A 23,649-nucleotide genomic window follows, 5' to 3' on the forward strand; every position below is an offset into this window, starting at 1 on the left:
ATTTCTGCGCATAATGCAAATTATGTTCTGCGCACAACGCAGATTCATGGCAGCGAGCCGAAGCCTATTCGGTACAGGGGAAGCCTCACCCCGGGTGCGCAGCGTCGAGCACCGCATAAACGAGAGCCGACAGCACGCAGCGTGGTCGGCTGTTGGGCCCCCAGGGCCCCCGAACCAAGTCATCGCCCAGTCCGCAGGTGGCGTGTAACAGCGGCCCGCACCAGAAGATTTCGCGTCAGCGCCCGGCTCGGGCGCTTTCGGAAATCAACCGGAGCACTCCCCCATGAACACGAACTACACCGTCATCCGCCCGGATGGCACCGAACTGACCCTGAACATCAACCTGCCGGCGGCGCCGACGTTGCAGGCCCTGCGCAGCCTGATCGTTCCACACCTGGACGGCGGCGACCTGGAGCAGGTCGGCGTGCTGCACAACGGCAAGGGCACTGACATGTTCGTCGACGAGGAAGGCCTGCTGAAAAGCCTGCCCCGCAACGAAAAGGCCACGACCATCTACCGCGCCCATTACCTCAAGCAAAACCCAGGCGTTGAGCCCGAGCAGCTTGGCTTCATCGCCGGCACCGCAGTCATCTTCGACCGGCGCGTCTGGTTCTGAAAGGAGAGAAGGCATGGTCACCCCTGAAACCGCTGAACGCATGTGCAACAAGCTGGTTGAGGCCTACATAAACGCCTGCAAGCCAAGGGATTTGGACGACGTGCTGAATTTGACCATGAAGCTGATCAGCATGGCCGGCCTAGCGATCGCGGCCACGCATGGCAAGGAATCGGCGGTTGAACTCATTCACTCAGTTGCTGAGCACGTTGGCGAGAACGCCCACCGCAGCCACGCCGAAATCGTCAACAAGCATTGATTCGCCGCTTCCACTGGTTGGCCTTCCAACGAGGGCCAGACAGGGAATCAACCGAGGATCCCACCATGTTCAATCAAACCGCGCAGACGGTGTTCGACGAGAGCATCGAACGAGCGCTTGCGTCACCACCGGGCGAACTGGTGGCGGCCTCCGAAACTGAACTGAGCTACGTGGCCGGCATGACTGCGTACGCCCTGGCTCGCGGCGATATCACTGTCGAGCAGCGCGACCTGATCCACATGCGGATCGACATGGCGCGCTATCGGCTCCTGGCTCAAACGCTGCGCACTCAGCGCCTTGCCTTGGCTGCACGGGCATGAGCGCCTACGACCGCTGGCTTGACCCGCCCGACCTGGACGACGAGCCAGAACCCACCGAAGAAGACGCCGAGCCGGACGGCTACCCGTTCCAGGCCGGCGACTGGCGCTCGGACGAGCGCGACCTGCTACTGGAGCGCCGCTATGCCTAACAAATGCCGGGCGGTTATTGCCGCCACCCTTCCCGACCTTCTCAAGGCCCTGCGTTCGCAGGGTCTTTTGTTTCCGGCGTCCGAGCCAGGCCTGCTGCACCGCATCGAGGTGCGCAAGAACATGCTCGTTGTGAGGTTTCCATGAAAAGCGTCTATCTCGCCTCTCACACCAACAGCACTATTTTTACGCGCTGCTGTGACGTCGCAATTCTCGACGACCAGGTGCTTTGCCCAGGCTGCCGCGAAGAGGTTTACCCAGGCCTGGATGCAACGAACCACCAGCGCCGCACTGCTCGCTGGGAAATGGCCTACGGCCCTACGCGCCGCCAGCTTGCCGCCCGGAACCGGCAATGACCGCCGCCCAGCGCCGGCGCCGCCACCTGATCTGGCGCGGCGCTACCACTTCCCTCCTTGGCTGGACCGGTTGGCTTGTGCTGATTGGGCTGGCTGACGCCATTACCCGGTAAACACCATGTCCGTCACAACCATCCGGGCCTCTTCGTGGGGCTCGCTGTTCGACTGTGCCTACAAGTGGGAGTACATCCACATCCTCAAGCACCGGTCGCCCAGCAGCGGCCGCTCGCACCTTGGCACCGCCATTCACGCGAGCACCGCAGCTTTCGATGTGTCCCGCATGAACGGCAGCAACCTGTCGGCCTACGACACTGCCGAACTGCTGGTGCACACACTGCGCAATCCCGACCAGGACATCGACTGGAAGGCAGACAAGCTGACCCTGGCCGAGGCCGAGCGCATCGCCCTGCCCTTGCACACCCGCTACTGCAACGAGATCAGCCCGCGCTATGAGTTCGTGGCCGTCGAGCGGACTACCGAGCCGCTGGAGATCGACTGCGGTGGCGGCACCATCATCCGCCTGACCGGCCAGCTCGACCGGTCACGCATCTGTAAAGCCGGTGACGGCAAGGGCATTGCCGACGTGAAGACCGGCGGCACTGCTGTCGTGGACGGGGTTGCCAAGACCAAGGGCCACTGGGCCCAGATCGGCACCTACGAAATCCTCGAAGAGCACACCACCGGCGAGCCCTGCACGGCACCGGCCCACATCATCGGGCTCAAGACCAAGGGCAAGCCCGAAACCGGCATCGGCGAGATCGTTGGCGCCAAGCAAATGATGGTTGGCACCGATGATTTCCCCGGGCTGATCCAGATCGGCGCCGACATGTTGCGCTCCGGCCTGTTCCCGCCAAACCCGCAGAGCTTCCTTTGCAGCGCGAAGTATTGCCCGCGCTGGTCCACCTGCCCTTACCACCAATGAGGTCCACCATGTCGCAACCCACCACCCTGGCGCAGATGCAGACCAGCGCCGTCGCCAAACCCAACGATGCCCCCATGTCGCTGCTGACCGGCCAAGGCTTCGACCAGATCCAGCGCGTTGCCAAGGCCCTGTCGGCATCCACCCTGGTGCCGGTCCAGTACCGCGCCTTCGCCGAGGTCAAGGAATACGGCAAGGTCGTCGGCCACAACCCTAACCCAGCGGGCCTGCCGAACTGCATCGTGGCGCTCAACATGGCCCAGCGCATGGGCGCCGACCCGCTCATGGTGATGCAGAACCTGTATGTGATCGAGGGGCGTCCGTCCTGGTCGAGCCAGTTCATCATCGCCTCGATCAACAGCTGCGGACGATTCAGCCCGCTCCGCTTCGACCTCAGTGAGCCAGGCAAAGAGCAGGAGATCAGCTACAGCCTGACCGTCTGGAAGAAGGGCAACAAGGTCGAGGAAGCCCGCAAAGCGAAGATCCGACACCAAACCTGCCGCGCCTGGGTCATCGAGAAGGAAACCGGCGACCGCCTGGATGGTCCGCTGGTGTCGATCCAGATGGCGATTGACGAAGGCTGGCTCACCAAGAACGGCAGCAAGTGGTTGACCATGCCCGAGATCATGCTGCGTTACCGAGCCGCCAGCCTGCTGGGCCGCTTGTATGCGCCAGAGCTGCTGATGGGGCTGCAGACTCGCGAAGAGGTCGAGGACTACATCGATGCTCAGCAGGACGCCAGCGGCTCCTACACCGTGGACGTAAACGACCTCCGGAACAAAGAGCCAGAGCCACCGGCGATCATCGAAGGCGAAGACGATGCAGGTGTGGTGGTTGACGACGAACCCGCAACAGAACAGGCAGAAGTGGTAACAGAAAGCCCCCGAAAAGGTAAGAAAACTGCCGATTCTGTAAAGGAAACCACCGAAAACGTCAAAGAAGAGCCGGAACCTGAACAGGTTGCCGAGCCTGAGCCGGATGCCGAAGACGATGCCCAGCCGGGCGATACCAGCAACCTGCAGTTCGAGTAAGTCGCCATGGCCGCCCAGACCGTGGAAGAACTGTACGACCGGGTCGAGGAATTTACCTCGCTGCTCGCCGCCGCCGACCTCCACGCGTCGGGCGCCTGGGAACAAGAGTTCGTCGAAAACATGCGGGCCAGCTTCAAGCGCTATGGCCCGCGCACCCTGCTGACATTCACCCAGCAGAAAAAGCTGGAAGAAATCGCCAAGTACTGAGGATCCCCAATGAAAGCTGAACACAAAGAGTTCATCGACCGCGCTTACCTGCACGGCGTTTCGCCGATGGTCTTGGCGCACGAGTTGATGGTGCACGACCTGGTCGAAGCGGCGCTGTTCGAACTGCGCAACATCAAGACACCGTTCTTGCGGTTGGGCGAGGACGACCAGCAGGAAGTGATCGACCGCATCACCGAAAAGGCCAGTGATGTGGTGCGCTCCGCGGTGAGCATCATCGCCTCGCGCGGCGCCACTACCATCGAACTGACCATGAAAGAGGTCAAGTTTGATGCCAAGAAGCTGACCGCTACCGGGATCATCGACGCCAAGGCGCCGAACCGGAAAGAGCTGATCGACAGCGCAGGCCACCTCTGCCTACTGGTGATGGCGCCGGATGACTACCACGAGGGCACCGACTTCGTGAAGCCGGAGCGAGATCAGCATGAGCTACCGCTGAGCGTGTCAGAAATCGTTTCGGGCATGGGCCTGGAGCGCCAGCGCGAGGAAGAAGACCTGCCGGATGGGCCTGACTCGCTCTACGGCGAAGCGGTGTCCTTCGTACGCAGCACGCGCCGCGCCTCAATCTCCGCGATCCAGCGACATTTGAAGGTCGGTTACAACCGCGCTGCTCGAATGCTCGAGCAGATGGAGACCGAGGGCGTGGTAACGGCCATCAGCTCCAATGGGTCCCGCGAAGTTATCGCCCAGGCCGAGCAGCAGCCGGTGGCCCAAGACGAAAGCGACGTTGTCGACGCCGAGCTGCCCGAGGACAGCATGCCGGTCAACAAAGAGTTCGGCGACTTCGACTACAGCGAGGCTGCGCAGATCGTCTCCCTGCACGGCCAGATCATCGACGCTGCCTGGCTGCAGCGCCGCCTGAGCATCGACAGCGACCGTGCCACATCATTGCTGCTGCGCCTGCTGGAAAGCAGCGTCATCCAGCTGGAAGCCGAGGGCGATTCCTCGCTCGAGCACACCTACCGCGTCGTTGGCACCCTGGAACAGGCTGTCGACCTCAACCTGGAGTAATCCCCCATGCACCTCGAACACATCTTCGTCGAGAACTTCCAGGGCCTGCGCAGCGCCAGCCTGGACCTGGCCACGCCGATCACCCTGGTGGCGGGCTTCAACGGTGCCGGTAAGTCGTCCCTGCGTGAGGCCATTGGCTTTGCCCTGGGCGGCTCCGGCCGCGTCCAGCACAAGAAGGACTACGGCAAGCTGGTCACTGAGGGCGAGAAGAAGGCCCAGATCATCGTGAGCCACGATGGCGCGGCCAGCAGCTTCTCCCTTCCCAAGGGCACCGCCGAGCGCCACAGCGTGCCAGGCGATGACTACCTGCCATTCGTGCTGACTCCCGGCGCATTCGCTGCGCTGGACGAGAAGGCCCGCCGTGCCCTGCTGTTCAAGCTGACCAAGTCCAGCGCCAAGCCTGACGTTGTTGTGGGCATGCTGGCCAAGCGCAAGGCCAACAAGGACAAGGTCGAGAAGATCAAACCGCTGCTGTTGAGCGGCTTTGGCGCTGCCCAGGAACAGGCCAAGGCCTACGCCGCAGAGTCGCGCGGAGCCTGGAAGGCCATCACCGGTGAGCAGTACGGCAGCGAGAAGGCGGAAGGATGGGCCTTCGTGGCGCCTGACAACATTGCCAACGCCACCGAGCGTGAAGAGGTCTTCAAGAAGCACGCGAAGGTGCAGCAGGACATCGAAAACGGCAACCGCTTCATAGGTGAGCAGGACGCAAAGCGTCAGGCAGCAGAAGGCCTTGGCCAGCGTAAAGCAGAACTGGCAGAAGCCGCCGGCCTGTACGACCGCGCCGTAGCCAAGCGCACCACCACTGAGCAGGACCTGGCAAAGCTGGAGCAGCAACTGCCAGAGCTGCAGGCCCAGCTGAAAGACCAACAGGCAGGCTCTGGCGGGTGTGAATGCCCAGCCTGCGGTGTCGGCCTCAAGATCGTCGGCAGCAAGCTGGAGCTGTACCAAGGGCTGAAGCAGGACACTGCGGCAACCAGCACGCTGGCGCTAGACATCACCAACATGCAGCGCAGCGTCGAAATGCTGCGCCGCACCCTGCAGAACGACATGGCGGTGGTGGCCAAGGCCGAGGCAGCCCGCAACGAACTGGCACAGTTGGAAGGCCAGCAGGCCGAAGCCTTCGACCAAGACCGATACAACCGGTCAATCGAATCGCTCAATGCTCTGCGCAAGCAGGAAGGCGAACTGCGGGCCCAGTACAACGCGCTGTGCGAAGCGGCTGACGAAGCCAAGAACGCAGAAGCCAACACACAAAAGGCCGCCGGCTACCACCTCGACGTTCTGGAATGGGTACTTATCGAAAAGGCCCTGGCCCCCGACGGTATCCCCGGCGAGATCCTGGCCGGGGCGCTGCAGCCGTTCAATGCCAGCCTGACCCGCACATCGAAGCTCACCGGCTGGCCAGTCGTGCAGGTGTCCACCGAAATGGAGATCACCGCCGGCGGCCGCTTGTACCAGCTGCTGAGCGAGTCTGAACAGTGGCGCTGCGACACGCTGCTGGCCCTGGCCATCGCTGTGCACTCGGGCTTGAAGCTGGTGATGCTCGATCGCTTCGACGTTCTGGACCTTCCGGCGCGCGGGCAGCTGCTCGGCATGCTGGTCAGTCTGGCCAAGGCCAACGAGATCGAAAGCGCAATCGTGCTTGGCACCCTCAAGGCCAAGCCGGCCAAGCTTCCGCCGGAGATCAGTGCGGTATGGATCGAAGGCGGTATCGCCCAGCAAGAACAGCCGATGCAGCAAGCCGGCTGACCCAATCCCAGCAAGACCACAGGCGCCTCCGGGCGCCTTCTTTTCGCCTACAGGAAACCCGCCATGTCCCAGTTGATCTGCGTCTTCGACACCGAAACCACCGGCCTGCCGAACTTCCGCGACCCAAGCGACCACCCGGACCAGCCTCACTTGGTCGATATCTGCGCCCTGCTCTACAGCCCCGAGGGCGAGCTGGTCGACAGCTTTGAAGCCATGATCCGCCCCGACGGCTGGAGCATCCCCGAAGAGGTGGCCGCCATTCACGGCATCACCAACGAAATCGCGCTCGAGCATGGCATCCCCGAAGCGGTGGCCGTCGAAGGCTTTCTGGCCATCGCCAACCGCGCAGGCCTGCGCGTGGCGCACAACGTGTCGTTCGACGATCGAATCATGCGTATCGCCCTCAAGCGCTTCCAAGATCCATGGGTGGCCGAAACCTTCCGCGAGGCGCCGAAGTTCTGCACCTGCCAATCCACCACCAACATCGTGAAGTGCCCGCCCACGGCCAAGATGATCGCCGCCGGCCGTGGCCGTCAGTTCAAGCAGCCCAGCGTTGCCGAGGCCTTGAAGTTCTTCACCGGCGAGGAACTGGTCGGCGCCCACCGTGCCCGCCCGGACGCCGAGGCCTGCGCCCGCGTGTACTTCGCCCTGCAGGCTTACCAGTCGGTCGCCTAACCATCTCCTTATGCGCCGGCCCAGCTGGCGCCCCCTCTTCAAGGACGGCAGCATGCTGATCAAGAGAAAACTGACTCACTTCCACTTCTGCTGCGGCCTGGGCGGCGGCGCCAAAGGCTTCAACCGAGCCAAGCCCATCGTTGGCAATATGCAGGCCGAGTGGGAATGCATCGGCGGTGTGGACGTTGACCCGGCTGGCCTGGCCGACTTCGAGCGGTTGAGCGGCGTCAAAGGCACGTTGATCGATCTGTTCACCCGCGACCAGTACATCCGCTTCCACGGCAAAGAGCCGCCACCAGGCTGGCGTGAAGCAACGCCTGAGGATATCCGGCGCGCCGCCGGCGGCCGCCGTCCGGACGCAGTGTTCATCAGTTCGCCATGCAAGGGCGCCAGCGGGCTGCTGTCCGAAAGCATGAGCCTGACCCCGAAGTACCAGGCACTGAACGAGCTGACGCTGCGCTGCATCTGGCTGTTCGGTGAGGCCTGGCGCGATGACCCGGTACCGCTGCTGGTGTTCGAGAACGTCCCACGCCTGGCCAGCCGCGGCCGGCACCTGCTGGACCAGATCGGCGCCCTGCTCAGCCACTTCGGGTACGCGGTCGCCGAAACCACCCACGACTGCGGCGTCATCGGCGGCCTGGCCCAGAGCCGTAAGCGCTTCCTCCTGGTTGCCCGCCATGTCGAGAAGGTACCCCCGTTCTTGTATGAGCCGGAGAAGAAGAGCCTGCGCGCCGTGGGCGACATCCTCGGTCGCATGCCGCTGGCCGGCGATATCGAACAGGCCGGCCCAATGCACCGAGTGCCAGCCCTGCAGTGGAAGACCTGGGTTCGCTTGGCCCTGGTCGAGGCCGGCAAGGACTGGCGCAGCCTGAACGATCTGGCGATCGAGGACGGCTACCTGCGCGATCTGATCATTGTCCCGCAGTTCCGCGACGGCTTCCTTGGTGTGCATGACTGGCAAGAGGCAGCCGGCACCGTGGCGGCACGCAGCGGACCAACCAACGGCAAGTTCTCGGTGGCTGATCCCCGCGCCAAAGCCGGCGCCCTGCAGTACCAGCAATACGGTGTGCGCCGTTGGGAGGACACAAGCGGCGCTGTAATCGGCGTCAAGAGCCCAGGGCAAGGCACGTTCAGCGTGGCCGACCCACGCCCAAGCGGTGTTCGGCATAACAACGTGTACCGCATCGTGAAGATGGACACACACGCCGGCACGGTAACCGGCGGCCAGTCACCAAGTGCTGGCGGCCAGTGCATTGCAGATCCTCGGCGCGCCGGTCAAGGATTCGGCAAGTACCTGGTCACGCCCTACACCAGCTCGGCTGGAACCGTGATCGCCGGCAGCACCACTGGCCAGGGCGCATTTGCTGTTCAGGACCCCCGCCCGGGCATGCGCCGTACTAAGGGTGATGCCTACCTTACCGGCGGTCACTACGGTGTCGTGCCCTGGAACGGCCAGGCCGGCGCCGTTTCCGCCAGTGCCATGCACGACAACGGGCGCTGGAGCGTTGCCGACCCGCGCCTACCCGAGGCCAATGACCGGCTCACCTGCGTTATTGAGTCGCTCGACGGCACCTGGCACCGCCCTTTCACCACCCTGGAGCTGGCCGCGCTGCAAAGCCTTGTCGAACCCGAAGAGCAGCTCGAGCTGGACGGCCTGAGCGACCAGGCTTGGCGCGAACGAATCGGCAACGCAGTACCGCCGGCCGCGGCGGAAGCAATCGCCCACGTGATGGGCACCACCCTGCTCCTGGCCGCCCAGGGCGAAACCTTCATGCTCAGCAGCATGCCGATCTGGGTTCGCCCGGTTGCGGTGGGCCTGAGCGTTTCCCAAGTCAGCAATGCCTGACCATCCCGCGCCGGGCGACCGGCGCTTGCTGGAGGCCATATGTCCAGAATCATCTGCCAGTTCAGCTGCGGCGCCGCCTCGGCGGTGGCCACCAAGCTGGCGCTGGCCGAATACAGTGGCACCCACGACGTTCAAATCGTGAATGCCTTCCTCGCCAACGAACACGAAGACAACCGCCGGTTCGCCCAGGACTGTGAAGCCTGGTTCGGCCAGCCGATCACCGTGCTGCGTGACGAGAAGTACGGCGCCGATGCGCTGGAAGTGTTTCGCCGCGAGCGCTACATCAAGAACCAGTACGGTGCTCCATGCACCAAGCTGCTCAAACGGCGCTTGCTCGACACTTGGAAGCAACCTGGCGACGTGATGGTGCTTGGCTTCACCGCCGAAGAAGTAGGGAGGTTTGAAGACTTCCTTGAGCGCAACCCTGATAGGCCGGCCATGGCGCCGCTGATTGAAAAGGGGCTCGGTAAGGAGGACTGCAAGGCCATGATCCAGCGCGCCGGTATTGAGCTGCCGCTGATGTACCGGATGGGCTACCACAACGCCAACTGCATTGCTTGTGCCAAAGGGGGTGAGGGTTACTTCCGGGCTATACGCGAGGACTTCCCTGAGCAGTTCGAGGCTCTGTGCGTTATTCAAGACGAACTGGGCCCAGGCTCCTACCTGTTCCGCAACCGCGACACCAACGTGCGCTTTTCCCTGCGCGATCTCGGCGACGGCCCAGTGCGCCGCAACGAGAAAATCCCCTCCTGCTCGTTCTTCTGCGAAATGGCAGAGGCCGACATCATCGCCAAAGCCTGAGGTCATTTATGAACCCCGTCGCCCAGGCGGCCCTTGACCGGGCCCGCCGCCCCACCCCTGCGCCTGCGCCAGCCCCGGCGTACTCCACCGAAACAGCCATCCGCCCAAAGCCAATACCGGTGCTGGTGGTGCACGGCCCCATCAACGAATACATGCGCCAGCAGGCACGCAAGGAAGCCACCGACACGGTGCTGGCTCTGCATCGCACGCTGGCCGCCACCAACGGCGTTGCCCTGGTGGTTGAGCAGCTGAAACGCACCGCCGAAGGCCGGCCCGCCAGCCACATCGCCGGTTACCTGGACGTCATTCAACTACTGGAGCAAGGGCAATGAGCAACGACAACAGACTGCCGCCATGTGACGCTGATGTGTTCGAACGCGGTGAAAGCGTTGGGCTATACGACAGCTTCGAGAAGGAAGACGTTGAACGCCTGTGCAAGGAATTGTCGGCTGTTACCGGCTGGCGAATTGACTGGAGCTACTTCGCTGGTCGCCCGCATATTCGCGCACTTGCTCCAGCCGATCAGGACCCTGGATTGGCAACCGCGTGGTTTGACCCGGGCTATCAAGAGTTCATCACCGCCCAGGGGCGAGAGGCGACCCTGAGGATTGGTGACGGTGACAGGCTTGCACGCTACAGCGTGCCGCTGTTCACCGGCGCTCAGGTGGGCGAGGTCGTGGCCCTTCGCAGCTCCCTGCTTCGCGCTGGCGAGCGCGAGCACGAACTACGAACTGAGCTGGTCGAACTGCGCGCGGCGCTCAAGTTCTACGCTGATCGCGATCACTACTCGACCGATGACGGCTTGAACTGGGACAGCTGCAGCGGCGAGCCGGCGAACATCCTGTGGCATGAGTCTGAACCGTGGTTCATCGAAGACGGTTCGATCGCACGCGCAGCGCTTGAATCCAGAGGACCGAAGTGCAAGGCATGCGGCGACACCGGCACAATTGATGACGCGTCGAAGGACGAGTTACCCGGTGGTCTTTGTGTCGAGCGTGGTCTTGTGGCGTGCGCGGCGTGTGAAGGTCCGGACGAACCAACCGACCTGGCAACCTGGAAGCGCCGCGCCATTGAGGCCGAGTCCAAGCTGCGCACCTATGACCCGCAGGTGGTCGAACTGGGTGAGCGGGCCATGCAGGCTCTGCTGGCCGCCCCCAAGCCAAGTGAACTGGTGCTGACCAAGTGCAAGCTGTGCGACCAGCTGCAGGCCGATCTGACGGCGCGGGACGAACAGATCGACCAGGTGCGCCAGCTGCTACAGCACATGGTCAGCGACTATCGCTCAGTGGTTCAGGCCGGTTATGACCGAATCACCGCGCTGGGCAGCGATTGCGACAGCGTGGCCAAGATGCTGGCCGACAACCCGAACTACCAGAAGGCGCTGGCTGTGCTCCTGCCCGACCTTGAGAGTCGTCCGGAAGAGCGCGGCTCACCCGAAACCGAACCCTGCTCAGGCTGCGGGACACCGGGTTGGACCGGGACCTGCAACAAGTGTGTCCCCTACTGAGGCCAGCGCCATGAAAGAACGTCCGATCTTGTTCAGCGGGCCAATGGTCCGCGCCATTCTGGAAGGCCAGAAGACTGTTACCAGGCGCGCAGTCAAGCCACAGTTCATGAGTGCGCCGATTGATGTTGTAGACGGCGTGCCGAGCTGGGACCGACCAGCGAATTATGCCGGCGAAGTAACGATGAACACGCAGCGTGGAAAACCATGCCCATACGGAAAGCCAGGCGACCGCCTATGGGTGCGCGAGACTTGGCTGGAAGACCCCGAAGACGATGGGACTTGGGCCTACACCCAGTACATGGGCTGCAAAGGCTCGCCCCTTTCGGATATCCCCAAGCGCTTCCAGAAGCCAGACCACTGCATTTTCCGCGCGGATTGGAACGGTCCAGAAATGCTTTGGCGCCCAAGCATCCACATGCCCCGCTGGGCCAGCCGCATCCTGCTAGAAGTTACCGACGTTCGCGTCGAGCAACTGCAGGACATTACCGAGGGCCAGGTACTGGATGAAGGCATCAGCGATCACCGCTTTGATTGTGATCGGCCTGTACAGCCTGACGGTTACCCGGCCTGCAGTTGCGGCAGCATTGGCTACATCGATGCGTTCGCCGACCTGTGGGACACCATTAACGGCCGGGGCGCATGGGACGCCAACCCATGGGTCTGGGTCGTCGAGTTCAAGAGGATCCAGCCATGAGGCCCGTCGCTGTCTTCTGGGCCTGCCTCGGGTCAGCGGCCTTCGCATTCCTGATCGGCGTAGTCCTAACCATCTACGCCACCAATCCCCGCGTTGCCCAGGCCGATGACCAGCACCCGCCACCGCCAGCGGGCGACCAGTTCGACGATGGGCCGGTGCTGGTCCGGCTGCCGACCGCACACCTTGCCCCTGTCCGTTTCATTTTCTGAGAGGTCAACATGAATACCGCCTTCCTGCTGATGGCCCAGTACAACGGCCAGGCCATCATTCCCATCGAAGTGGTCTGCAAGGACTACTTCGATATCACCCCAACCAAGCTCAAGGGCAAGGTGGCCCGGGGCGAAATCAACCTGCCGCTGGTGTGGATGGAGTCCAGCCAGAAAGGCGCACGCGGTGTGCACCTGGCGGATCTGGCCGCTTACATCGACAGCCAGCGCGAAAAGGCCAAGGCCGAGCAGGACAAGCTCATGGGGCGAGGCCAGCGGCGAGCCTCTTGACCTTCCTTGGGGCCTCGATAACGGGGCCCGTTACCACCTCTTCCAGCATCTCCCACCCCTCGTAGGGGTCTCCCTTCCCCCGCAGGTGCGTATAGCGCCGCATCGAGTTCCAATCCCGGTGGCCCGACACGCTGGCCACGCGCGGAATATCCCACCCCTTTTCGAACAAGCGGCTTACGCCATCGTGGCGTAGGTCGTGGAAGTGCAGGTCTTCAATCTGAAGGAAATGGCACGCCCTGGTAAACGAGGCCGATATCGACCTTGAGTTGTACGGGAACACCTCGTCGGCAACCCGTGGCATTGACTGCAGGATGCGCCAGGCCTCGTCGGGCATGTGGCACCAAACATCGTTGCCGTACTTCTGGCCTGGGTTCTTCATGTCGGTGATCAGCGCCGACTGCTCCTGGTCGTTGAGAGCATCCCAGCGGATTCGCGTGATCTCTTCCTGGCGTCGGGTCGAGAACAGCGCGAACACCACCACGCGCACCATATCGATCTCTTGGCGCCTGGCATCACGCACCTTCTGGAAGTACTTGATGATGCGTTCCAGCTCGTTGCGGGTCGGCCGGCGGTTACGCTCCACACTCTTGGTCACCGCCCCCATCTTCTTTAATACGCGCCGGGCGTCGGGCATGGCCTGCGGATCGACCTCATAACCCCATGCCGGCCTGGCCACGGACAGGACCGCCCCCAGGTGCGCCAGGTCGTTTCCGACCGTCTGCGGCTGGATGCCGTCCTTCTCGATCCGGTCCATGGCGTAGTCAACCAGCTTCTGGCTGGTCAGTTGCTGGTCTACTACCTCCCCAAGCCAGCTTTCACCAATAGCCTTGAGGGTTGCCCGCTTGGTCTTGCCCAGCGGCCGCAGCTTCTCGTACTCGACTAGGTACTGGTCGATCATCTGCTTGACCGTCACGCCCTTGCGGTTCGCCTTCTCGATAGCACCGGGCTCGTACAGTTCGGCCTCACGCTTCCTGATCCAGGCCTGCGCCGTCGCCTTCCGGTCGAACGTCTGGCTTTCCTGATAAACTGCCTTCCCTTCCTTCATGATGCGGATCTGGGCGGTGAAGCCCGATGACCCGTCCTTGCGCTTGCGCTGCGTGATGGTTCCCATGATTTGCTACACGGCTGGTTGGAGTTGCTACATTGTAGCAACCGCAGTAGCAAAACCAGCAAGAACCGGAATAAAGCAGCAACAACCAGAGATAGAGAAATGCCCCAGAAACAAGCAGAAAACCTAGGAACCTCAGGCGATATGGTAGTTAGGAGGTTTTCTGTTGCGCCGATGATGGACTGGACAGACCGCCATTGCCGCTTCTTCCTGCGCCTGCTGTCCAAGCAAACCTTGCTCTACACCGAAATGGTCACCACCGGCGCCCTGCTGCACAACGACGCCGACCGTTTCCTGCGCCACGACGTCTCCGAGCATCCGCTGGCCCTGCAACTGGGCGGCAGCGTGCCTGCCGACCTGGCGGCCTGTGCCCGCCTTGCCGAGCAAGCCGGCTACGACGAGGTCAACCTCAATGTCGGCTGCCCGAGCGACCGGGTGCAGAACAACATGATCGGTGCCTGCCTGATGGCCCACCCGGCGCTGGTGGCCGATTGCGTGAAGGCCATGCGCGATGCGGTAGCCACCCCGGTGACGGTCAAGCACCGCATCGGCATCAATGGGCGCGACAGCTACGCCGAGCTGTGCGACTTCGTCGGCCAAGTGCGCGAAGCGGGCTGCCGCAGCTTTACCGTGCATGCGCGCATCGCGATTCTGGAAGGGCTTTCGCCGAAGGAAAACCGCGAGATCCCTCCGCTGCGCTACGACGTGGCAGCGCAATTGAAGGCCGACTTCCCGGACCTGGAGATTGTGCTCAACGGCGGAATCAAAACCCTCGGCGAGTGCCAGGCGCACCTGCAAACCTTCGACGGGGTGATGCTGGGGCGTGAGGCCTATCACAACCCGTACCTGCTGGCGGAGGTGGATCAGCAACTGTTCGGCAGCGAAGCTGCCGTGATCAGCCGCAGCGAGGCGTTGGCGCAGCTACGGCCGTACATCGTGGCGCACATGGAAAGTGGTGACGCGATGCACCATGTTACCCGGCACATTCTGGGGCTGGCCCAGGGGTTCAAGGGCGCCCGGCGCTTCCGTCAGCTGCTGTCGGCGGATATTCACAAGGCGGCGCAGCCGCTGGCCGTGTTCGACCAGGCAGTGGAGCTGCTTCAGGGGCGCTGATGCGCTGTGTAGCGACAGCGGGTGCAGATGACGCCAGCACGCGCGGTGGTGTGCGGAACCTCGGGGTGGCGCCGGACTCGAATATCATCTTCACACCACCCTTCGTGGCAGACCCGCGCCTACCGGCCCTTGAGCGGCCGTCGGGGCTCGGGTAATGTCGAGTCATTGCACAGGACAGAGCACGCCCATGACCTCCAAGCTGGAACAACTCAAGCAGTTCACCACCGTGGTCGCCGATACCGGAGACCTGGACGCCATCACCCGCCTGAAACCGGTCGATGCCACCACCAACCCGTCGCTGCTGCTCAAAGCCGCTGCCATCACCGGTTACGCGGACCTGCTCAAGCAGGTCAAGGCAGATGCCAAGGGCAATGTCGACCTGGCCTGCGACAAGTTTGCCGTGGCCGTGGGCTCGGGCATCCTCAAGGTCATTCCCGGGCGTATCTCCACCGAGGTGGATGCCCGCCTGTCATTCGACGAACCGGCCCTGCTGGCCAAGGCCCGGGCGCTGATCGACCTGTATGAAAAAGCCGGCGTCGGCCGTGACCGCGTGCTGATCAAGCTGGCCTCGACCTGGGAAGGCATCCGCGCTGCCGAGAAGCTGGAAAAGGAAGGTATCCAGACCAACCTTACCCTGCTGTTCTCGTTCGCCCAGGCCCAGGCCTGTGCGGATGCCGGGGTGTTCCTGATTTCGCCGTTCGTGGGCCGGATCTACGACTGGTACAAGAAAAGCACCGGCCAGGACTACGTGGGCGCCGAAGACCCGGGTGTGCAATCGGTCACGCGCATCTACAACTACTACAAGGCCAATGGCTACGACACCGTCGTCATGGGTGCCAGCTTCCGCAACATCGGCCAGATCGAACAACTGGCGGGCTGCGATCGCCTGACCATCAGCCCTGACCTGCTCGACCAATTGAGCAGCGACCAGGGTGAGTTGCCGCGCATGCTCAAGCCAGGCAATGCTGGCGAAGCCAAGCAGGTGCTGAACGAAAGCCAGTTCCGTTGGGCAATGAACGAAGATGCCATGGCCACCGAGAAACTGGCCGAGGGCATCCGCCAGTTTGCCCGGGACCAGGAAAAGCTGGAAAAACTGATGGCTGAAAACGCCTGAGTAGTTTCGGCCTTGCCAGACGGGCGTAAAGTGCCAAGCACCTTGCGCCCCATACCCTTCCCGAGCTGTTGATGACCGCCCCTACACTGTTGCCCCTCGTACTCGCCGGCCCGGTCCTGCGGCGCCTGGAACCCCAGCGCCTGGCTATCTGGCTGGTCGCCACCGAACCGCTGCACGCGCAATTCGTCTGCCCCGCCAGCGACGCCCAGGTAGACTGCCAGGTGATAGCCGTAGGCAAGCACGCCTTCATTCACCTGCTGGATATCCATTTCAGCGATGCGCTGCCCTGCAACCAGTTGCTGGACTATGACCTGCTGATCAATGGCAAGGGCATCGCCGATTGGGCACCTCACCTGGTCTACCCCGGCAACCAGCGCCCCAACCTGGTGTTGCGCGAGCGCCTCGACCACCTGCTGCATGGCTCCTGCCGCAAACCGCACCACCCTGCGGCCGACGGCCTGCTGTGCGCAGACCGCCTGCTGCAGGCTTGCACAACCCCGCAAGACCGCCCCGCCGTGCTGCTGATGACCGGCGACCAGGTGTATGCCGACGACGTGGCCGGGCCGATGCTGCGTGCCATCCACAGCCTGATCGCGCGCCTGGGCCTGTTCGACGAGCAACTTGAAGGTGCGGTGGTCACCGACAGCCAGGCGCTGTACCAGCACCCGGCCAGTTACTATCACCGCGCAGACCTGCTGCCGGCACAGAAGCTCAACGAAACCCTGCGCGAGCGGTTTTTCGGTGGCAAGCGCAAACCGATCTTCTCTTCCAGCAACGCTGACAACCACCTGGTGACCTTCGCCGAAGTCATGGCCATGTACCTGCTGGTGTGGTCCCCCGTGCCATGGCAGCTGGTCGACCTGGCCATGCCAGCAGGGCTCAGCGACCAACACCAGGCCCGTTACCAGCACGAGTTGCCGTTGGTACGCGGGTTTGCCGAAAACCTCGGCCAAGTGGCCCGGGCCATGGCCCACCTGCCCTGCCTGATGATCTTCGACGACCACGACATCACCGACGACTGGAACCTGTCGGCACAATGGGAGCAGACCGCCTACGGCCACCCGTTTTCACGGCGGATCATCGGCAATGCCCTGCTCGGCTACCTGTTGTGCCAGGCCTGGGGCAATGCCCCGGACACCTGCAAGCCGCTGCTCGGCCAGTGCCAGGCACTGACCGGCGACAACCAGGACGCAGTGATCGGTGAGCTGCTGCGCTTTCAGGGCTGGCAGTTCAGCCTGCCTACCGAGCCGCCCTTGCTGGTGCTGGACACCCGTACCCGCCGCTGGCGTAGCGAAAGCAACCTGGCCAGGCCATCCGGCCTGCTGGACTGGGAAGCGTTGAGTGAACTGCAGCAGGCGCTGCTCGATCACCCATCGGCAGTCATCGTTTCACCGGCGCCAATTTTCGGCGTGAAACTGATCGAGACGGTGCAGAAGGTCTTCAGCTGGCTGGGCTACCCCTTGCTGGTCGACGCCGAAAACTGGATGGCCCACCGCGGGGCGGCGCAGGTCATCCTCAACATATTCCGCCACTCGCGCACACCCGGGCACTACGTGGTGCTGTCGGGCGATGTGCACTATTCGTTCGTCTACGAAGTGCTGATTCGCCACCGCCAACGCAGCCCACACTTGTGGCAAGTGACCAGCAGCGGCATCAAGAACGAGTTCCCCAGGCGACTGCTGGACGTGCTGGACCGCCTCAACCGCTGGCTGTACTCGCCGCGCTCGCCGCTTAACTGGTTTACCAAACGCCGGGAAATGGAGGTCGTGCCACGCACGCCCAGCCACAGCAAGGCCGGGGAACGGCTGTGGAACGGCGCGGGGCTGGGGCAGGTGTTTTTTGATCGGCAGGGGCGGCCGGTACGCGTGTATCAGCTGGATGCGGGTGGCGCGCAGGCAACCGAGTTTATCGGGGGCCCGTAGCCAGGCAGCGTGGCCAGCGCGTGGGCCAGGCTCTAGCGAAGTGGCGCGGCGACGACCGCGCACGCCCCTCAAGGCACAGTGCCTAGCTGCGCTCCAGCGCATTCACCAGGTCATGGAACGCTTCGCGGTTGGAGTCATTCAGGCCCATGAGGATCTTGTGCGCCTCCAGCACCTTGGAACGCACCACGTCTTCGTTCTGGTCCTGCGACGGCAGGTCGGTCAGGCACTCGGGGCAGGGAATTGGCCGATCGACGATATTGAACACCTGATCGAAGCCCATTGATTGCAGCAACCGGGAGATGTCCGGATTGGTGGTCACCACCGTCGGCAGCAGGCCTACCTTCTGGCGCGACAGGATCGACAGCTTGGCCAGCAGGCCCAAGGTGGTGCTGTCGATGCTCTCGGTTTCGGTCAGGTCGATGACAATGGCCGAGAAGTTCAGCGCCGTGAAAATCTTCTCGATCGTTGCATCCAGCGCCGAACACAAGGTCAGGCGCACTTCACCGACAAATTTCAGTACAAAGGTACCGCTCTGCTCGGCGAACTGGATTCTACCGGTACTCATTGAAGGTTCCTGCTTAACACCAATAGGGCGATATCATCCGGCATCTCCCCAAGCGTAGCCAATCCAAAACGTTGACGCAGCCCATCCAGGCTACCACCTGCTGCCTTGACGATCTCCGGCAAGGCGGCTTCTTTATCTTTGAGCGTATCACCCGGCAAAAGGTCCAGAATGCCATCGGACATGAGGCTGATGCTGAATTGTGGCGGCAGCTCCACGACCAAGTCCTGGTAAGTGGCCTCGTCAAACAGCCCCACCGGCAGGCCACGGCCTTCCAGGTAGCGAGCGTTGCCTGGGGTGTACAGCACCGGCAGCGGCAAGTGGCCGCCAACGGCGTAGGTCAGCAGTCCCGAATCCTCGTCTATCACGCCACCTACCATGGTCACGTGCTTGCCCAGCTTGCTGTTGATCAGGCCGCGGTTGATGTGGCTGAGCACTTCCGAGGGCTTGAACTCACGCATCTTGTTGCGTTTGAGTTCGAACATGAGGCGTGTGGTCATGAATTTCAACAGCACGGTGACAAAGGCCGACGACGCGCCATGCCCGGAAACATCGGCAAGGTAGAAGGCGATACGCCGGTCATCGACGCGGAAGTAGTCGACGAAATCACCCGACAGGTACAGCGACGGGATGATCTGGTGCTCGAAGGCGAACTCGCCGGCAGCCCACGGGCTTTCCGGCAGCATGTTCATCTGTACCTGGCGGCCGGCGGTCTGGTCTTCCTGCAGCAGGTGCAGGCTGGCCTCCAGCTCGCGGTTGGCGGCTTCGAGCTTGTCGCGGTAGCGCTGGTTTTCCAGCACCAGGCGCGAGCGGTCGAGGGCGCGGCGCACCGAGTGTTCCAGTACGGCCAGGTCTTCCAGCGGCTTGATCAGATAGTCGGCAGCCCCCAGGCGCAGTGCTTCCACCGCATCACTCATGACGCCGGCACCGGACACCACGATCACCGGCACCTGCGGCGCACGCTCGCTGACCTGGCGGATCAGTTCGAGCCCGCCCATCTGCGGCATGCGCAGGTCGCAGATCACGAGGTCGGGCTGGTGCTCTTCGAAGACCTGAAGCCCCTGCTGGCCATTACCGGCCTGGAGCACGCTGAAACCACTGTCTTCAAGATACGCGGCGAGGCTCGCACGGACCACGTCGTCGTCATCGATGATCAGCAGCGTTGCACTGGTATTCTGCATGTGGGCGAACGGCGCCGATTTAGGTTGGTGCAGCGGTGTCGGCAAGGCAGACGGCCAGCTACGGGAATTCTTTGTGGTCATACTCTACTTGAGTTGTAGGACAAGAACACCTGCCCGGCAACTGTCGGCAACTGTGAGAGCAACCTTGTAAGGCGCAGACGGTACTCCCATCCGCCAGGGGTTTCAAGCATGCGTGGGTCGACCTCATCGCTCTTTACAGGGCAAATCGCCGGGAGTTATAAGAAAGTCGACCAGCGCAACCCGATGGGAAGGATGCAGCATGCCCCACACGCCCTCCAGCCACAGCGAGAAACGCGATTTCATCCGCATGCGCATCGACGCCGAAGTCAGCTTGTTGCACGAAGGCCAGGTCATCGCCGCGCGCTGCCTGGACCTGTCCAGCGGCGGCATGCAGGTGCAGGCGCCAGAGCATTTTCAGGTAGGTCAGCAGCTCGAAGTGCGGATCGACTCCGACCACCCGGCCTTGAAGGGGCTGCACGCCAGCACCGAGGTGGTGTGGATCGCCGACCAGCCAGGCGGGCAGCAGAAGTTCGGCTTGAGGATACTGGCAATGCATTGAAGCGGCGCCCGAAGCCGGCAGGGGCGGCGTAGCCCGGGCGCCCCTGCACAGCATGAACGGTCAGAAGTCGTCTTCGACTTCGCCATCCTTGACCTTGAACTCGCGGTTCTGCAAGTAGGCATTACGAATGAAGATGTACTTGTCGCCTTGGATCAGCTTCTCGGCCGACAACAGGCTGGCGCGGGTGTCGATCACGTCCAGGGCGAAGATCGAGTTACGGGTCGGCACGTGGTCTATGTAACGGTAAGGCTTGGTATAGGTGTCCGGGTACCTGGCCACGCCATCACGCACGGTGCTCGGGCCCAGCAGCGGGATGACCACGTACGGGCCACTCGGCACGCCCCAGTAGCCCAGGGTTTGGCCGAAGTCTTCGTCGCTGCGCTGCAGGCCCATCTTGGTGCCCACATCGAAGAACCCACCCAGGCCAAAGGTGGTGTTGACGATCAGCCGCGCAGTGTCCACGCCGGCTGCGTGGGGCTTGAGCTGGAGGATATTGTTGGCCAGGTTGGTCACATCGCCCAGGTTACGGAAGATGTTGTGGATACCGTCTTCGAGAAACTGCGGGGTAACGGCCTCATAGCCCTTGGCCAATGGCTTGAGGGCATAGGTGTCGACCGTATCGTTGAAACGGAAGATCGGGCGGTTGACCGCCTCCCAGGGATCTTCCTCGGTGGCCGCCTGGGTGGCGGCCACGGGCGCCAGCAGCATGCCGGCACAGACACAGGCCTGGGTGACTCGATCGATCACACTGGCACCGATCCTACGCATAGATGTCTCTCCATCGGGTTTCTCGACCGCCAGCGCACGGGTCGCGTGGCGTTAAGGCGGCAGTATAGAGGCTTACGGGCTGTTAGACAGCTTTACACATTTTTGCTCAATATTTTGTGAACAACTGTTGCACCATCCCCCCGCTGTCACAGGGCGGTAACAATCAGCCAATAGCCTGCGGCGTATTTGGGGACCCCGCCATGCACGCTACACCCGCCCTCACCGCTGTGCTATTCGGCCTGCGCGGTTGCCTGGTACAGAGTGCCAACGGCGCACCCGCACCGGCCCCCGGCGCGCTGGCCATCCTCGCCAACCTGCATCAGCGCCACGTCCCCTGTATCTGGCTGGATGAGCGTGCCGACCCGCCAAGCCAGCGCATGGCCCAGGTGCTGCCTGACTGGCTACCGGGGCTTACGGTGATCGACCCGGGCTTGCCAGCACCCAATGCCTGCTGGCAAGCACTGATGCAGCTGGGCAGCCAGCGCCTGGCAGGCTGTGTACTGGTCAGCGGCGACCCGCGGTTGCTGCAGGCGGGGCTCAACGCCGGGCTGTGGACGATCGGCCTGGCTGCCTGCAGCCCACTGTGCGAACCCGGTTCCGCCCAATGGCAAGCGCTGCCCCCTGCGGAGCAGGACCTGGCGCGCGGCAAGGCGACCCTGGCGTTGTTCAGCCTGGGCGTGCATTCGGTGATCGACCACCTGGAAGCGCTGGATACCTGCCTGCAGGACATCGCCCGGCGCCGTGCCAAAGGTGAAAAACCCTGATACAGCCATGTTGACGCGGATCATGCAAAGCGCCGGCAGGTGGATTACGCTGAAAGCAGGCCAGAACCTTTGCCGCTTCGCTGAGGTCCATGGCTAGCCAAGCCATTGATGGAGAAAAGCCAATGCCTGCCCGCGAATTGCAAGAGCGCCTGAACACCTTGCGCGAGCAACTGGACCGTAACGTACCGCTTTCGGAAGAAGAGCTGGCCGCACTGCACGAAGAAGCGCGCCAGATCGAGGCACAGCTGAAACTGGAGGAAGCCACCCCGGACAACAACCTGGTGGACGGCGTGAACCTGGCGATCGAGCGCTTCGAGGCCGAACACCCCGACCTTACCGCCACCCTGCGCAGCATTGCCAACTCGTTGCACAGCATGGGGATCTGACACCACGAAGGGGTGCATTGCACCCCTTCTGCGTTCCCAGCCCTTACTGGCGAACCAGCCGCTGGTTATCCGGGCTGATAGCACCGGTGCTGCGGTACGGGTTGATATCCAGCCCCCCGCGGCGCACATACCGTGCATACACGGTCAGGTGCTCCGGCTGCAGCAAGTGCTTCAAGTCCAGGTAGATGCGCTCCACACACTGCTCGTGGAAGTCGGCATGCTGGCGGAAGCTGATCAGGTAGGTCAGCAAGCTGGCGTGGTCCAGCGCCCTGCCCTTGTACTCGACGACCACGCTGCCCCAGTCCGGCTGCCCGGTAACCGGGCAGTTGGACTTGAGCAGGTGGCTGTGTACGGTTTCTTCGACCACCCGCTCAGGGCTGCAGCGCAACAGCTCTGGCTGCGGCTGTGCGTAGTTGCTGATGGCAACGTCCAACGCATCGATGCACAGGCCGGGCAACGCCACCACCCCCTGGGCCTCGACCTCTGCCAACGTGCGCACCTTCACCCCAACCGGCTTGCCCGCTGCTGCCGACAGGTCCTTCGCCAAGCATGCCTGCAGCTCGTCGAGGGTGGCGAAGACTGTCTGGTTCAGCGAGTTGAGGTACAGCTTGAACGACTTGGACTCGATGATGTTGGGCGAATCGGCCGGAATGGCGAACTCACCAATCGCCACCACGGGCTTGCCAGAAGGCAGCAGCCAGCTCAGCTCAAAGCAGTTCCAGTAATCCACACCGTGCCACGGCAAGGTCTGAGCGGTAACACCCAGCTCGGCCCACTTGGCCGTACGCGGGATCGGGAACAGTTGCTCCGGGGAGTAGGTAGCGACGTATTCGCTGGCTTTGCCCAGCGGGGAGTGTTCGGCAGCGGGATGCATGTAAACTGACCTGGAGGTTCGGAATTGCCCCTAGTCTACCGGTTTTGCACCCCGCCTTGCAGGCCCCGTCACTCGATGGTCAGTGCCCCGACCATACCGGCCTGGTAGTGCCCCGGCACATTACAGGCGAACTCGATAGGCGCCGACTTGCGGAAGGTCCAGGTCAGTTCGGCGCGCTGGCCAGGCATCACCAGCACCGTGTTGCCGCCGCCGTGCGCGTGCCCACCGCCGTGATCGTTCATCTGTTCATGGCCCATCATTTGCCCAGGGTCCATCGCCTGACCATGGTCCATGCCCTGGTGGTTCATGCCCTCATTGAACAGCTTGCCTTGCATGGCAAGCATTTCCTTCTGGTGTTCGGCGTGCATGGCCTTGTCGCCCAGGTTGAATTCGTGTGGCAGCTTGCCTTCATTCACGAGCACGAAACGTACGGTTTCGCCAGCTTTTACCTGCAGGCGCTTGGGCTCGAAGGCGATGTCCTTGAGTACCACCTCTACAGTGCGGGTGGCCTTGGCCGCCGGGGCTGGCTCGCCGAAGGCAAAGGTGCCGGCCTGGCCGGCTAGGGCCGGCAGGCTGGCCATGGCAAGGGTGGCGGCGAGGAACAGGCGTTTCATGATGACTCCGGGA

General features: G+C 62.8%; 30 protein-coding genes and 1 pseudogene. 25 read left to right on the forward strand and 6 right to left on the reverse strand.

Translation table 11 applies throughout. From position 1 onward, the window contains the following. The first annotated feature begins 283 nt into the window (after positions 1 to 283). The 19 genes and pseudogenes from B3361_RS02905 (at position 284) to B3361_RS02995 (ending at position 12,650) form a co-directional block, all read left to right on the forward strand. On the forward strand, positions 284 to 616 hold the full coding sequence (locus B3361_RS02905) for a hypothetical protein (RefSeq protein ID WP_286920086.1): 333 nt from the start codon (positions 284 to 286) through the stop codon (positions 614 to 616). 13 nt (positions 617 to 629) lie between these two features. Next, positions 630 to 872 carry a hypothetical protein gene (locus B3361_RS02910; protein ID WP_286920087.1) on the forward strand — a complete coding sequence of 81 codons (243 nt, stop codon included), beginning with the start codon at positions 630 to 632 and terminating at the stop codon, positions 870 to 872. Positions 873 to 937: 65 nt separating this feature from the next. Next, the gene (locus tag B3361_RS02915; RefSeq protein WP_286920088.1) at positions 938 to 1,192 is read left to right on the forward strand and encodes a hypothetical protein; all 255 of its coding nucleotides are present in this window, start codon (positions 938 to 940) and stop codon (positions 1,190 to 1,192) included. After that, positions 1,189 to 1,341 carry a hypothetical protein gene (locus tag B3361_RS02920; protein ID WP_286920089.1) on the forward strand — a complete coding sequence of 51 codons (153 nt, stop codon included), beginning with the start codon at positions 1,189 to 1,191 and terminating at the stop codon, positions 1,339 to 1,341. Before B3361_RS02915 ends, B3361_RS02920 begins: the two co-directional genes overlap by 4 nt. Next, a complete protein-coding gene (locus B3361_RS02925; protein WP_286920090.1) occupies positions 1,334 to 1,486 on the forward strand; it encodes a hypothetical protein in 153 nt (50 codons plus the stop codon). Before B3361_RS02920 ends, B3361_RS02925 begins: the two co-directional genes overlap by 8 nt. Beyond that, positions 1,483 to 1,695 (forward strand): hypothetical protein, encoded by a 213-nt coding sequence (locus tag B3361_RS02930; protein ID WP_286920091.1) that lies wholly within the window; start codon positions 1,483 to 1,485, stop codon positions 1,693 to 1,695. The genes B3361_RS02925 and B3361_RS02930 overlap by 4 nt, the downstream gene beginning before the upstream one ends. A gap of 118 nt (positions 1,696 to 1,813) precedes the next feature. After that, entirely contained in the window at positions 1,814 to 2,617 is an 804-nt protein-coding gene (locus B3361_RS02935; RefSeq protein ID WP_286920092.1) for a PD-(D/E)XK nuclease family protein, read from the forward strand. An 8-nt stretch (positions 2,618 to 2,625) separates the two neighbouring features. Next, positions 2,626 to 3,645, forward strand: a complete 1,020-nt coding sequence (locus tag B3361_RS02940; RefSeq protein ID WP_286920093.1) for a hypothetical protein — start codon at positions 2,626 to 2,628, stop codon at positions 3,643 to 3,645. Positions 3,646 to 3,651: 6 nt separating this feature from the next. Beyond that, on the forward strand, positions 3,652 to 3,852 hold the full coding sequence (locus B3361_RS02945; RefSeq protein WP_060545679.1) for a hypothetical protein: 201 nt from the start codon (positions 3,652 to 3,654) through the stop codon (positions 3,850 to 3,852). A gap of 528 nt (positions 3,853 to 4,380) precedes the next feature. Continuing rightward, positions 4,381 to 4,572 (forward strand): annotated as a pseudogene (locus tag B3361_RS23925) (DNA translocase FtsK); the annotation flags it as partial. A 315-nt stretch (positions 4,573 to 4,887) separates the two neighbouring features. Then, complete coding sequence (locus B3361_RS02955) at positions 4,888 to 6,630, forward strand: AAA family ATPase (protein ID WP_286920095.1); 1,743 nt, start codon at positions 4,888 to 4,890, stop codon at positions 6,628 to 6,630. Between the two features lie 63 nt (positions 6,631 to 6,693). Further along, on the forward strand, positions 6,694 to 7,305 hold the full coding sequence (locus B3361_RS02960) for a 3'-5' exonuclease (RefSeq protein ID WP_286920096.1): 612 nt from the start codon (positions 6,694 to 6,696) through the stop codon (positions 7,303 to 7,305). 52 nt (positions 7,306 to 7,357) lie between these two features. Then, positions 7,358 to 9,151 (forward strand): DNA cytosine methyltransferase, encoded by a 1,794-nt coding sequence (locus B3361_RS02965; RefSeq protein WP_286920097.1) that lies wholly within the window; start codon positions 7,358 to 7,360, stop codon positions 9,149 to 9,151. Between the two features lie 39 nt (positions 9,152 to 9,190). Further along, positions 9,191 to 9,952: a hypothetical protein gene (locus tag B3361_RS02970; RefSeq protein WP_286920098.1), complete on the forward strand. Its 762-nt coding sequence runs from the start codon at positions 9,191 to 9,193 to the stop codon at positions 9,950 to 9,952. An 8-nt stretch (positions 9,953 to 9,960) separates the two neighbouring features. Continuing rightward, a complete protein-coding gene (locus B3361_RS02975; RefSeq protein ID WP_286920099.1) occupies positions 9,961 to 10,284 on the forward strand; it encodes a hypothetical protein in 324 nt (107 codons plus the stop codon). Next, a complete protein-coding gene (locus tag B3361_RS02980; RefSeq protein WP_286920100.1) occupies positions 10,281 to 11,459 on the forward strand; it encodes a hypothetical protein in 1,179 nt (392 codons plus the stop codon). Before B3361_RS02975 ends, B3361_RS02980 begins: the two co-directional genes overlap by 4 nt. 10 nt (positions 11,460 to 11,469) lie before the next feature. Next, the gene (locus B3361_RS02985) at positions 11,470 to 12,153 is read left to right on the forward strand and encodes a hypothetical protein (RefSeq protein WP_286920101.1); all 684 of its coding nucleotides are present in this window, start codon (positions 11,470 to 11,472) and stop codon (positions 12,151 to 12,153) included. Continuing rightward, positions 12,150 to 12,362 carry a hypothetical protein gene (locus tag B3361_RS02990; RefSeq protein WP_286920102.1) on the forward strand — a complete coding sequence of 71 codons (213 nt, stop codon included), beginning with the start codon at positions 12,150 to 12,152 and terminating at the stop codon, positions 12,360 to 12,362. Before B3361_RS02985 ends, B3361_RS02990 begins: the two co-directional genes overlap by 4 nt. Positions 12,363 to 12,371: 9 nt before the next feature. Further along, a complete protein-coding gene (locus tag B3361_RS02995) occupies positions 12,372 to 12,650 on the forward strand; it encodes a pyocin activator PrtN family protein (RefSeq protein ID WP_232892053.1) in 279 nt (92 codons plus the stop codon). Here the strand turns inward: B3361_RS02995 and B3361_RS03000 are convergent. Further along, positions 12,619 to 13,761: a site-specific integrase gene (locus tag B3361_RS03000; RefSeq protein ID WP_286920103.1), complete on the reverse strand. Its 1,143-nt coding sequence runs from the start codon at positions 13,759 to 13,761 to the stop codon at positions 12,619 to 12,621. The two genes, B3361_RS02995 and B3361_RS03000, sit on opposite strands and share 32 nt — an antisense overlap. 141 nt (positions 13,762 to 13,902) lie before the next feature. On the opposite strand from B3361_RS03000, the gene dusA reads away from it, so the two are divergent. The 3 genes from dusA (at position 13,903) to B3361_RS03015 (ending at position 17,907) form a co-directional block, all read left to right on the forward strand. Further along, the gene (dusA, locus tag B3361_RS03005) at positions 13,903 to 14,871 is read left to right on the forward strand and encodes a tRNA dihydrouridine(20/20a) synthase DusA (RefSeq protein WP_286920105.1); all 969 of its coding nucleotides are present in this window, start codon (positions 13,903 to 13,905) and stop codon (positions 14,869 to 14,871) included. 187 nt (positions 14,872 to 15,058) lie between these two features. Then, on the forward strand, positions 15,059 to 15,985 hold the full coding sequence (tal, locus tag B3361_RS03010; protein WP_054904173.1) for a transaldolase: 927 nt from the start codon (positions 15,059 to 15,061) through the stop codon (positions 15,983 to 15,985). A gap of 71 nt (positions 15,986 to 16,056) precedes the next feature. Next, positions 16,057 to 17,907: an alkaline phosphatase D family protein gene (locus tag B3361_RS03015; RefSeq protein ID WP_054904172.1), complete on the forward strand. Its 1,851-nt coding sequence runs from the start codon at positions 16,057 to 16,059 to the stop codon at positions 17,905 to 17,907. 82 nt (positions 17,908 to 17,989) lie between these two features. Here B3361_RS03015 and rssC read toward each other — a convergent pair whose 3' ends face one another. After that, positions 17,990 to 18,472: an anti-sigma factor antagonist RssC gene (gene rssC / locus B3361_RS03020; RefSeq protein WP_009686305.1), complete on the reverse strand. Its 483-nt coding sequence runs from the start codon at positions 18,470 to 18,472 to the stop codon at positions 17,990 to 17,992. After that, entirely contained in the window at positions 18,469 to 19,650 is a 1,182-nt protein-coding gene (gene rssB / locus B3361_RS03025) for a two-component system response regulator RssB (protein ID WP_029885859.1), read from the reverse strand. Before rssB ends, rssC begins: the two co-directional genes overlap by 4 nt. Before the next feature lie 280 nt (positions 19,651 to 19,930). On the opposite strand from rssB, the gene B3361_RS03030 reads away from it, so the two are divergent. After that, positions 19,931 to 20,230 (forward strand): PilZ domain-containing protein, encoded by a 300-nt coding sequence (locus B3361_RS03030; RefSeq protein ID WP_009686303.1) that lies wholly within the window; start codon positions 19,931 to 19,933, stop codon positions 20,228 to 20,230. A gap of 60 nt (positions 20,231 to 20,290) precedes the next feature. On the opposite strand, the gene B3361_RS03035 is transcribed toward B3361_RS03030, so the two are convergent. Continuing rightward, positions 20,291 to 20,998 (reverse strand): MlaA family lipoprotein, encoded by a 708-nt coding sequence (locus tag B3361_RS03035; protein WP_054904171.1) that lies wholly within the window; start codon positions 20,996 to 20,998, stop codon positions 20,291 to 20,293. Between the two features lie 200 nt (positions 20,999 to 21,198). Here B3361_RS03035 and B3361_RS03040 point away from each other — a divergent pair, with 200 nt between their 5' ends. Next, positions 21,199 to 21,762, forward strand: coding sequence for a hypothetical protein (locus B3361_RS03040; protein ID WP_054904170.1), 564 nt, complete (start codon positions 21,199 to 21,201; stop codon positions 21,760 to 21,762). A 122-nt stretch (positions 21,763 to 21,884) separates the two neighbouring features. Then, positions 21,885 to 22,148, forward strand: coding sequence for a DUF4404 family protein (locus B3361_RS03045; protein ID WP_009686300.1), 264 nt, complete (start codon positions 21,885 to 21,887; stop codon positions 22,146 to 22,148). 43 nt (positions 22,149 to 22,191) lie between these two features. On the opposite strand, the gene queF is transcribed toward B3361_RS03045, so the two are convergent. Both queF and B3361_RS03055 read right to left on the reverse strand, forming a co-directional pair. Continuing rightward, positions 22,192 to 23,022, reverse strand: coding sequence for an NADPH-dependent 7-cyano-7-deazaguanine reductase QueF (queF, locus tag B3361_RS03050; protein ID WP_009686299.1), 831 nt, complete (start codon positions 23,020 to 23,022; stop codon positions 22,192 to 22,194). 68 nt (positions 23,023 to 23,090) lie between these two features. Next, positions 23,091 to 23,636 (reverse strand): cupredoxin domain-containing protein, encoded by a 546-nt coding sequence (locus B3361_RS03055; RefSeq protein ID WP_009686298.1) that lies wholly within the window; start codon positions 23,634 to 23,636, stop codon positions 23,091 to 23,093. Positions 23,637 to 23,649: the final 13 nt, after the last annotated feature.

The organism is Pseudomonas sp. UBA6699 (assembly GCF_002454615.1).
GTDB lineage: Bacteria > Pseudomonadota > Gammaproteobacteria > Pseudomonadales > Pseudomonadaceae > Aquipseudomonas > Aquipseudomonas juntendi.

What these genes read in the sequence shown, in the direction of transcription:
- B3361_RS02905 (WP_286920086.1), top strand. Translation starts at nt 284, where the DNA reads ATGAACACGAACTACACCGTCATCCGCCCGGATGGCACCGAACTGACC.
- B3361_RS02910 (WP_286920087.1), top strand. Translation starts at nt 630, where the DNA reads ATGGTCACCCCTGAAACCGCTGAACGCATGTGCAACAAGCTGGTTGAG.
- B3361_RS02915 (WP_286920088.1), top strand. Translation starts at nt 938, where the DNA reads ATGTTCAATCAAACCGCGCAGACGGTGTTCGACGAGAGCATCGAACGA.
- B3361_RS02920 (WP_286920089.1), top strand. Translation starts at nt 1,189, where the DNA reads ATGAGCGCCTACGACCGCTGGCTTGACCCGCCCGACCTGGACGACGAG.
- B3361_RS02925 (WP_286920090.1), top strand. Translation starts at nt 1,334, where the DNA reads ATGCCTAACAAATGCCGGGCGGTTATTGCCGCCACCCTTCCCGACCTT.
- B3361_RS02930 (WP_286920091.1), top strand. Translation starts at nt 1,483, where the DNA reads ATGAAAAGCGTCTATCTCGCCTCTCACACCAACAGCACTATTTTTACG.
- B3361_RS02935 (WP_286920092.1), top strand. Translation starts at nt 1,814, where the DNA reads ATGTCCGTCACAACCATCCGGGCCTCTTCGTGGGGCTCGCTGTTCGAC.
- B3361_RS02940 (WP_286920093.1), top strand. Translation starts at nt 2,626, where the DNA reads ATGTCGCAACCCACCACCCTGGCGCAGATGCAGACCAGCGCCGTCGCC.
- B3361_RS02945 (WP_060545679.1), top strand. Translation starts at nt 3,652, where the DNA reads ATGGCCGCCCAGACCGTGGAAGAACTGTACGACCGGGTCGAGGAATTT.
- B3361_RS02955 (WP_286920095.1), top strand. Translation starts at nt 4,888, where the DNA reads ATGCACCTCGAACACATCTTCGTCGAGAACTTCCAGGGCCTGCGCAGC.
- B3361_RS02960 (WP_286920096.1), top strand. Translation starts at nt 6,694, where the DNA reads ATGTCCCAGTTGATCTGCGTCTTCGACACCGAAACCACCGGCCTGCCG.
- B3361_RS02965 (WP_286920097.1), top strand. Translation starts at nt 7,358, where the DNA reads ATGCTGATCAAGAGAAAACTGACTCACTTCCACTTCTGCTGCGGCCTG.
- B3361_RS02970 (WP_286920098.1), top strand. Translation starts at nt 9,191, where the DNA reads ATGTCCAGAATCATCTGCCAGTTCAGCTGCGGCGCCGCCTCGGCGGTG.
- B3361_RS02975 (WP_286920099.1), top strand. Translation starts at nt 9,961, where the DNA reads ATGAACCCCGTCGCCCAGGCGGCCCTTGACCGGGCCCGCCGCCCCACC.
- B3361_RS02980 (WP_286920100.1), top strand. Translation starts at nt 10,281, where the DNA reads ATGAGCAACGACAACAGACTGCCGCCATGTGACGCTGATGTGTTCGAA.
- B3361_RS02985 (WP_286920101.1), top strand. Translation starts at nt 11,470, where the DNA reads ATGAAAGAACGTCCGATCTTGTTCAGCGGGCCAATGGTCCGCGCCATT.
- B3361_RS02990 (WP_286920102.1), top strand. Translation starts at nt 12,150, where the DNA reads ATGAGGCCCGTCGCTGTCTTCTGGGCCTGCCTCGGGTCAGCGGCCTTC.
- B3361_RS02995 (WP_232892053.1), top strand. Translation starts at nt 12,372, where the DNA reads ATGAATACCGCCTTCCTGCTGATGGCCCAGTACAACGGCCAGGCCATC.
- B3361_RS03000 (WP_286920103.1), bottom strand. Translation starts at nt 13,761, where the DNA reads ATGGGAACCATCACGCAGCGCAAGCGCAAGGACGGGTCATCGGGCTTC.
- dusA (WP_286920105.1), top strand. Translation starts at nt 13,903, where the DNA reads ATGGTAGTTAGGAGGTTTTCTGTTGCGCCGATGATGGACTGGACAGAC.
- tal (WP_054904173.1), top strand. Translation starts at nt 15,059, where the DNA reads ATGACCTCCAAGCTGGAACAACTCAAGCAGTTCACCACCGTGGTCGCC.
- B3361_RS03015 (WP_054904172.1), top strand. Translation starts at nt 16,057, where the DNA reads ATGACCGCCCCTACACTGTTGCCCCTCGTACTCGCCGGCCCGGTCCTG.
- rssC (WP_009686305.1), bottom strand. Translation starts at nt 18,472, where the DNA reads ATGAGTACCGGTAGAATCCAGTTCGCCGAGCAGAGCGGTACCTTTGTA.
- rssB (WP_029885859.1), bottom strand. Translation starts at nt 19,650, where the DNA reads ATGCAGAATACCAGTGCAACGCTGCTGATCATCGATGACGACGACGTG.
- B3361_RS03030 (WP_009686303.1), top strand. Translation starts at nt 19,931, where the DNA reads ATGCCCCACACGCCCTCCAGCCACAGCGAGAAACGCGATTTCATCCGC.
- B3361_RS03035 (WP_054904171.1), bottom strand. Translation starts at nt 20,998, where the DNA reads ATGCGTAGGATCGGTGCCAGTGTGATCGATCGAGTCACCCAGGCCTGT.
- B3361_RS03040 (WP_054904170.1), top strand. Translation starts at nt 21,199, where the DNA reads ATGCACGCTACACCCGCCCTCACCGCTGTGCTATTCGGCCTGCGCGGT.
- B3361_RS03045 (WP_009686300.1), top strand. Translation starts at nt 21,885, where the DNA reads ATGCCTGCCCGCGAATTGCAAGAGCGCCTGAACACCTTGCGCGAGCAA.
- queF (WP_009686299.1), bottom strand. Translation starts at nt 23,022, where the DNA reads ATGCATCCCGCTGCCGAACACTCCCCGCTGGGCAAAGCCAGCGAATAC.
- B3361_RS03055 (WP_009686298.1), bottom strand. Translation starts at nt 23,636, where the DNA reads ATGAAACGCCTGTTCCTCGCCGCCACCCTTGCCATGGCCAGCCTGCCG.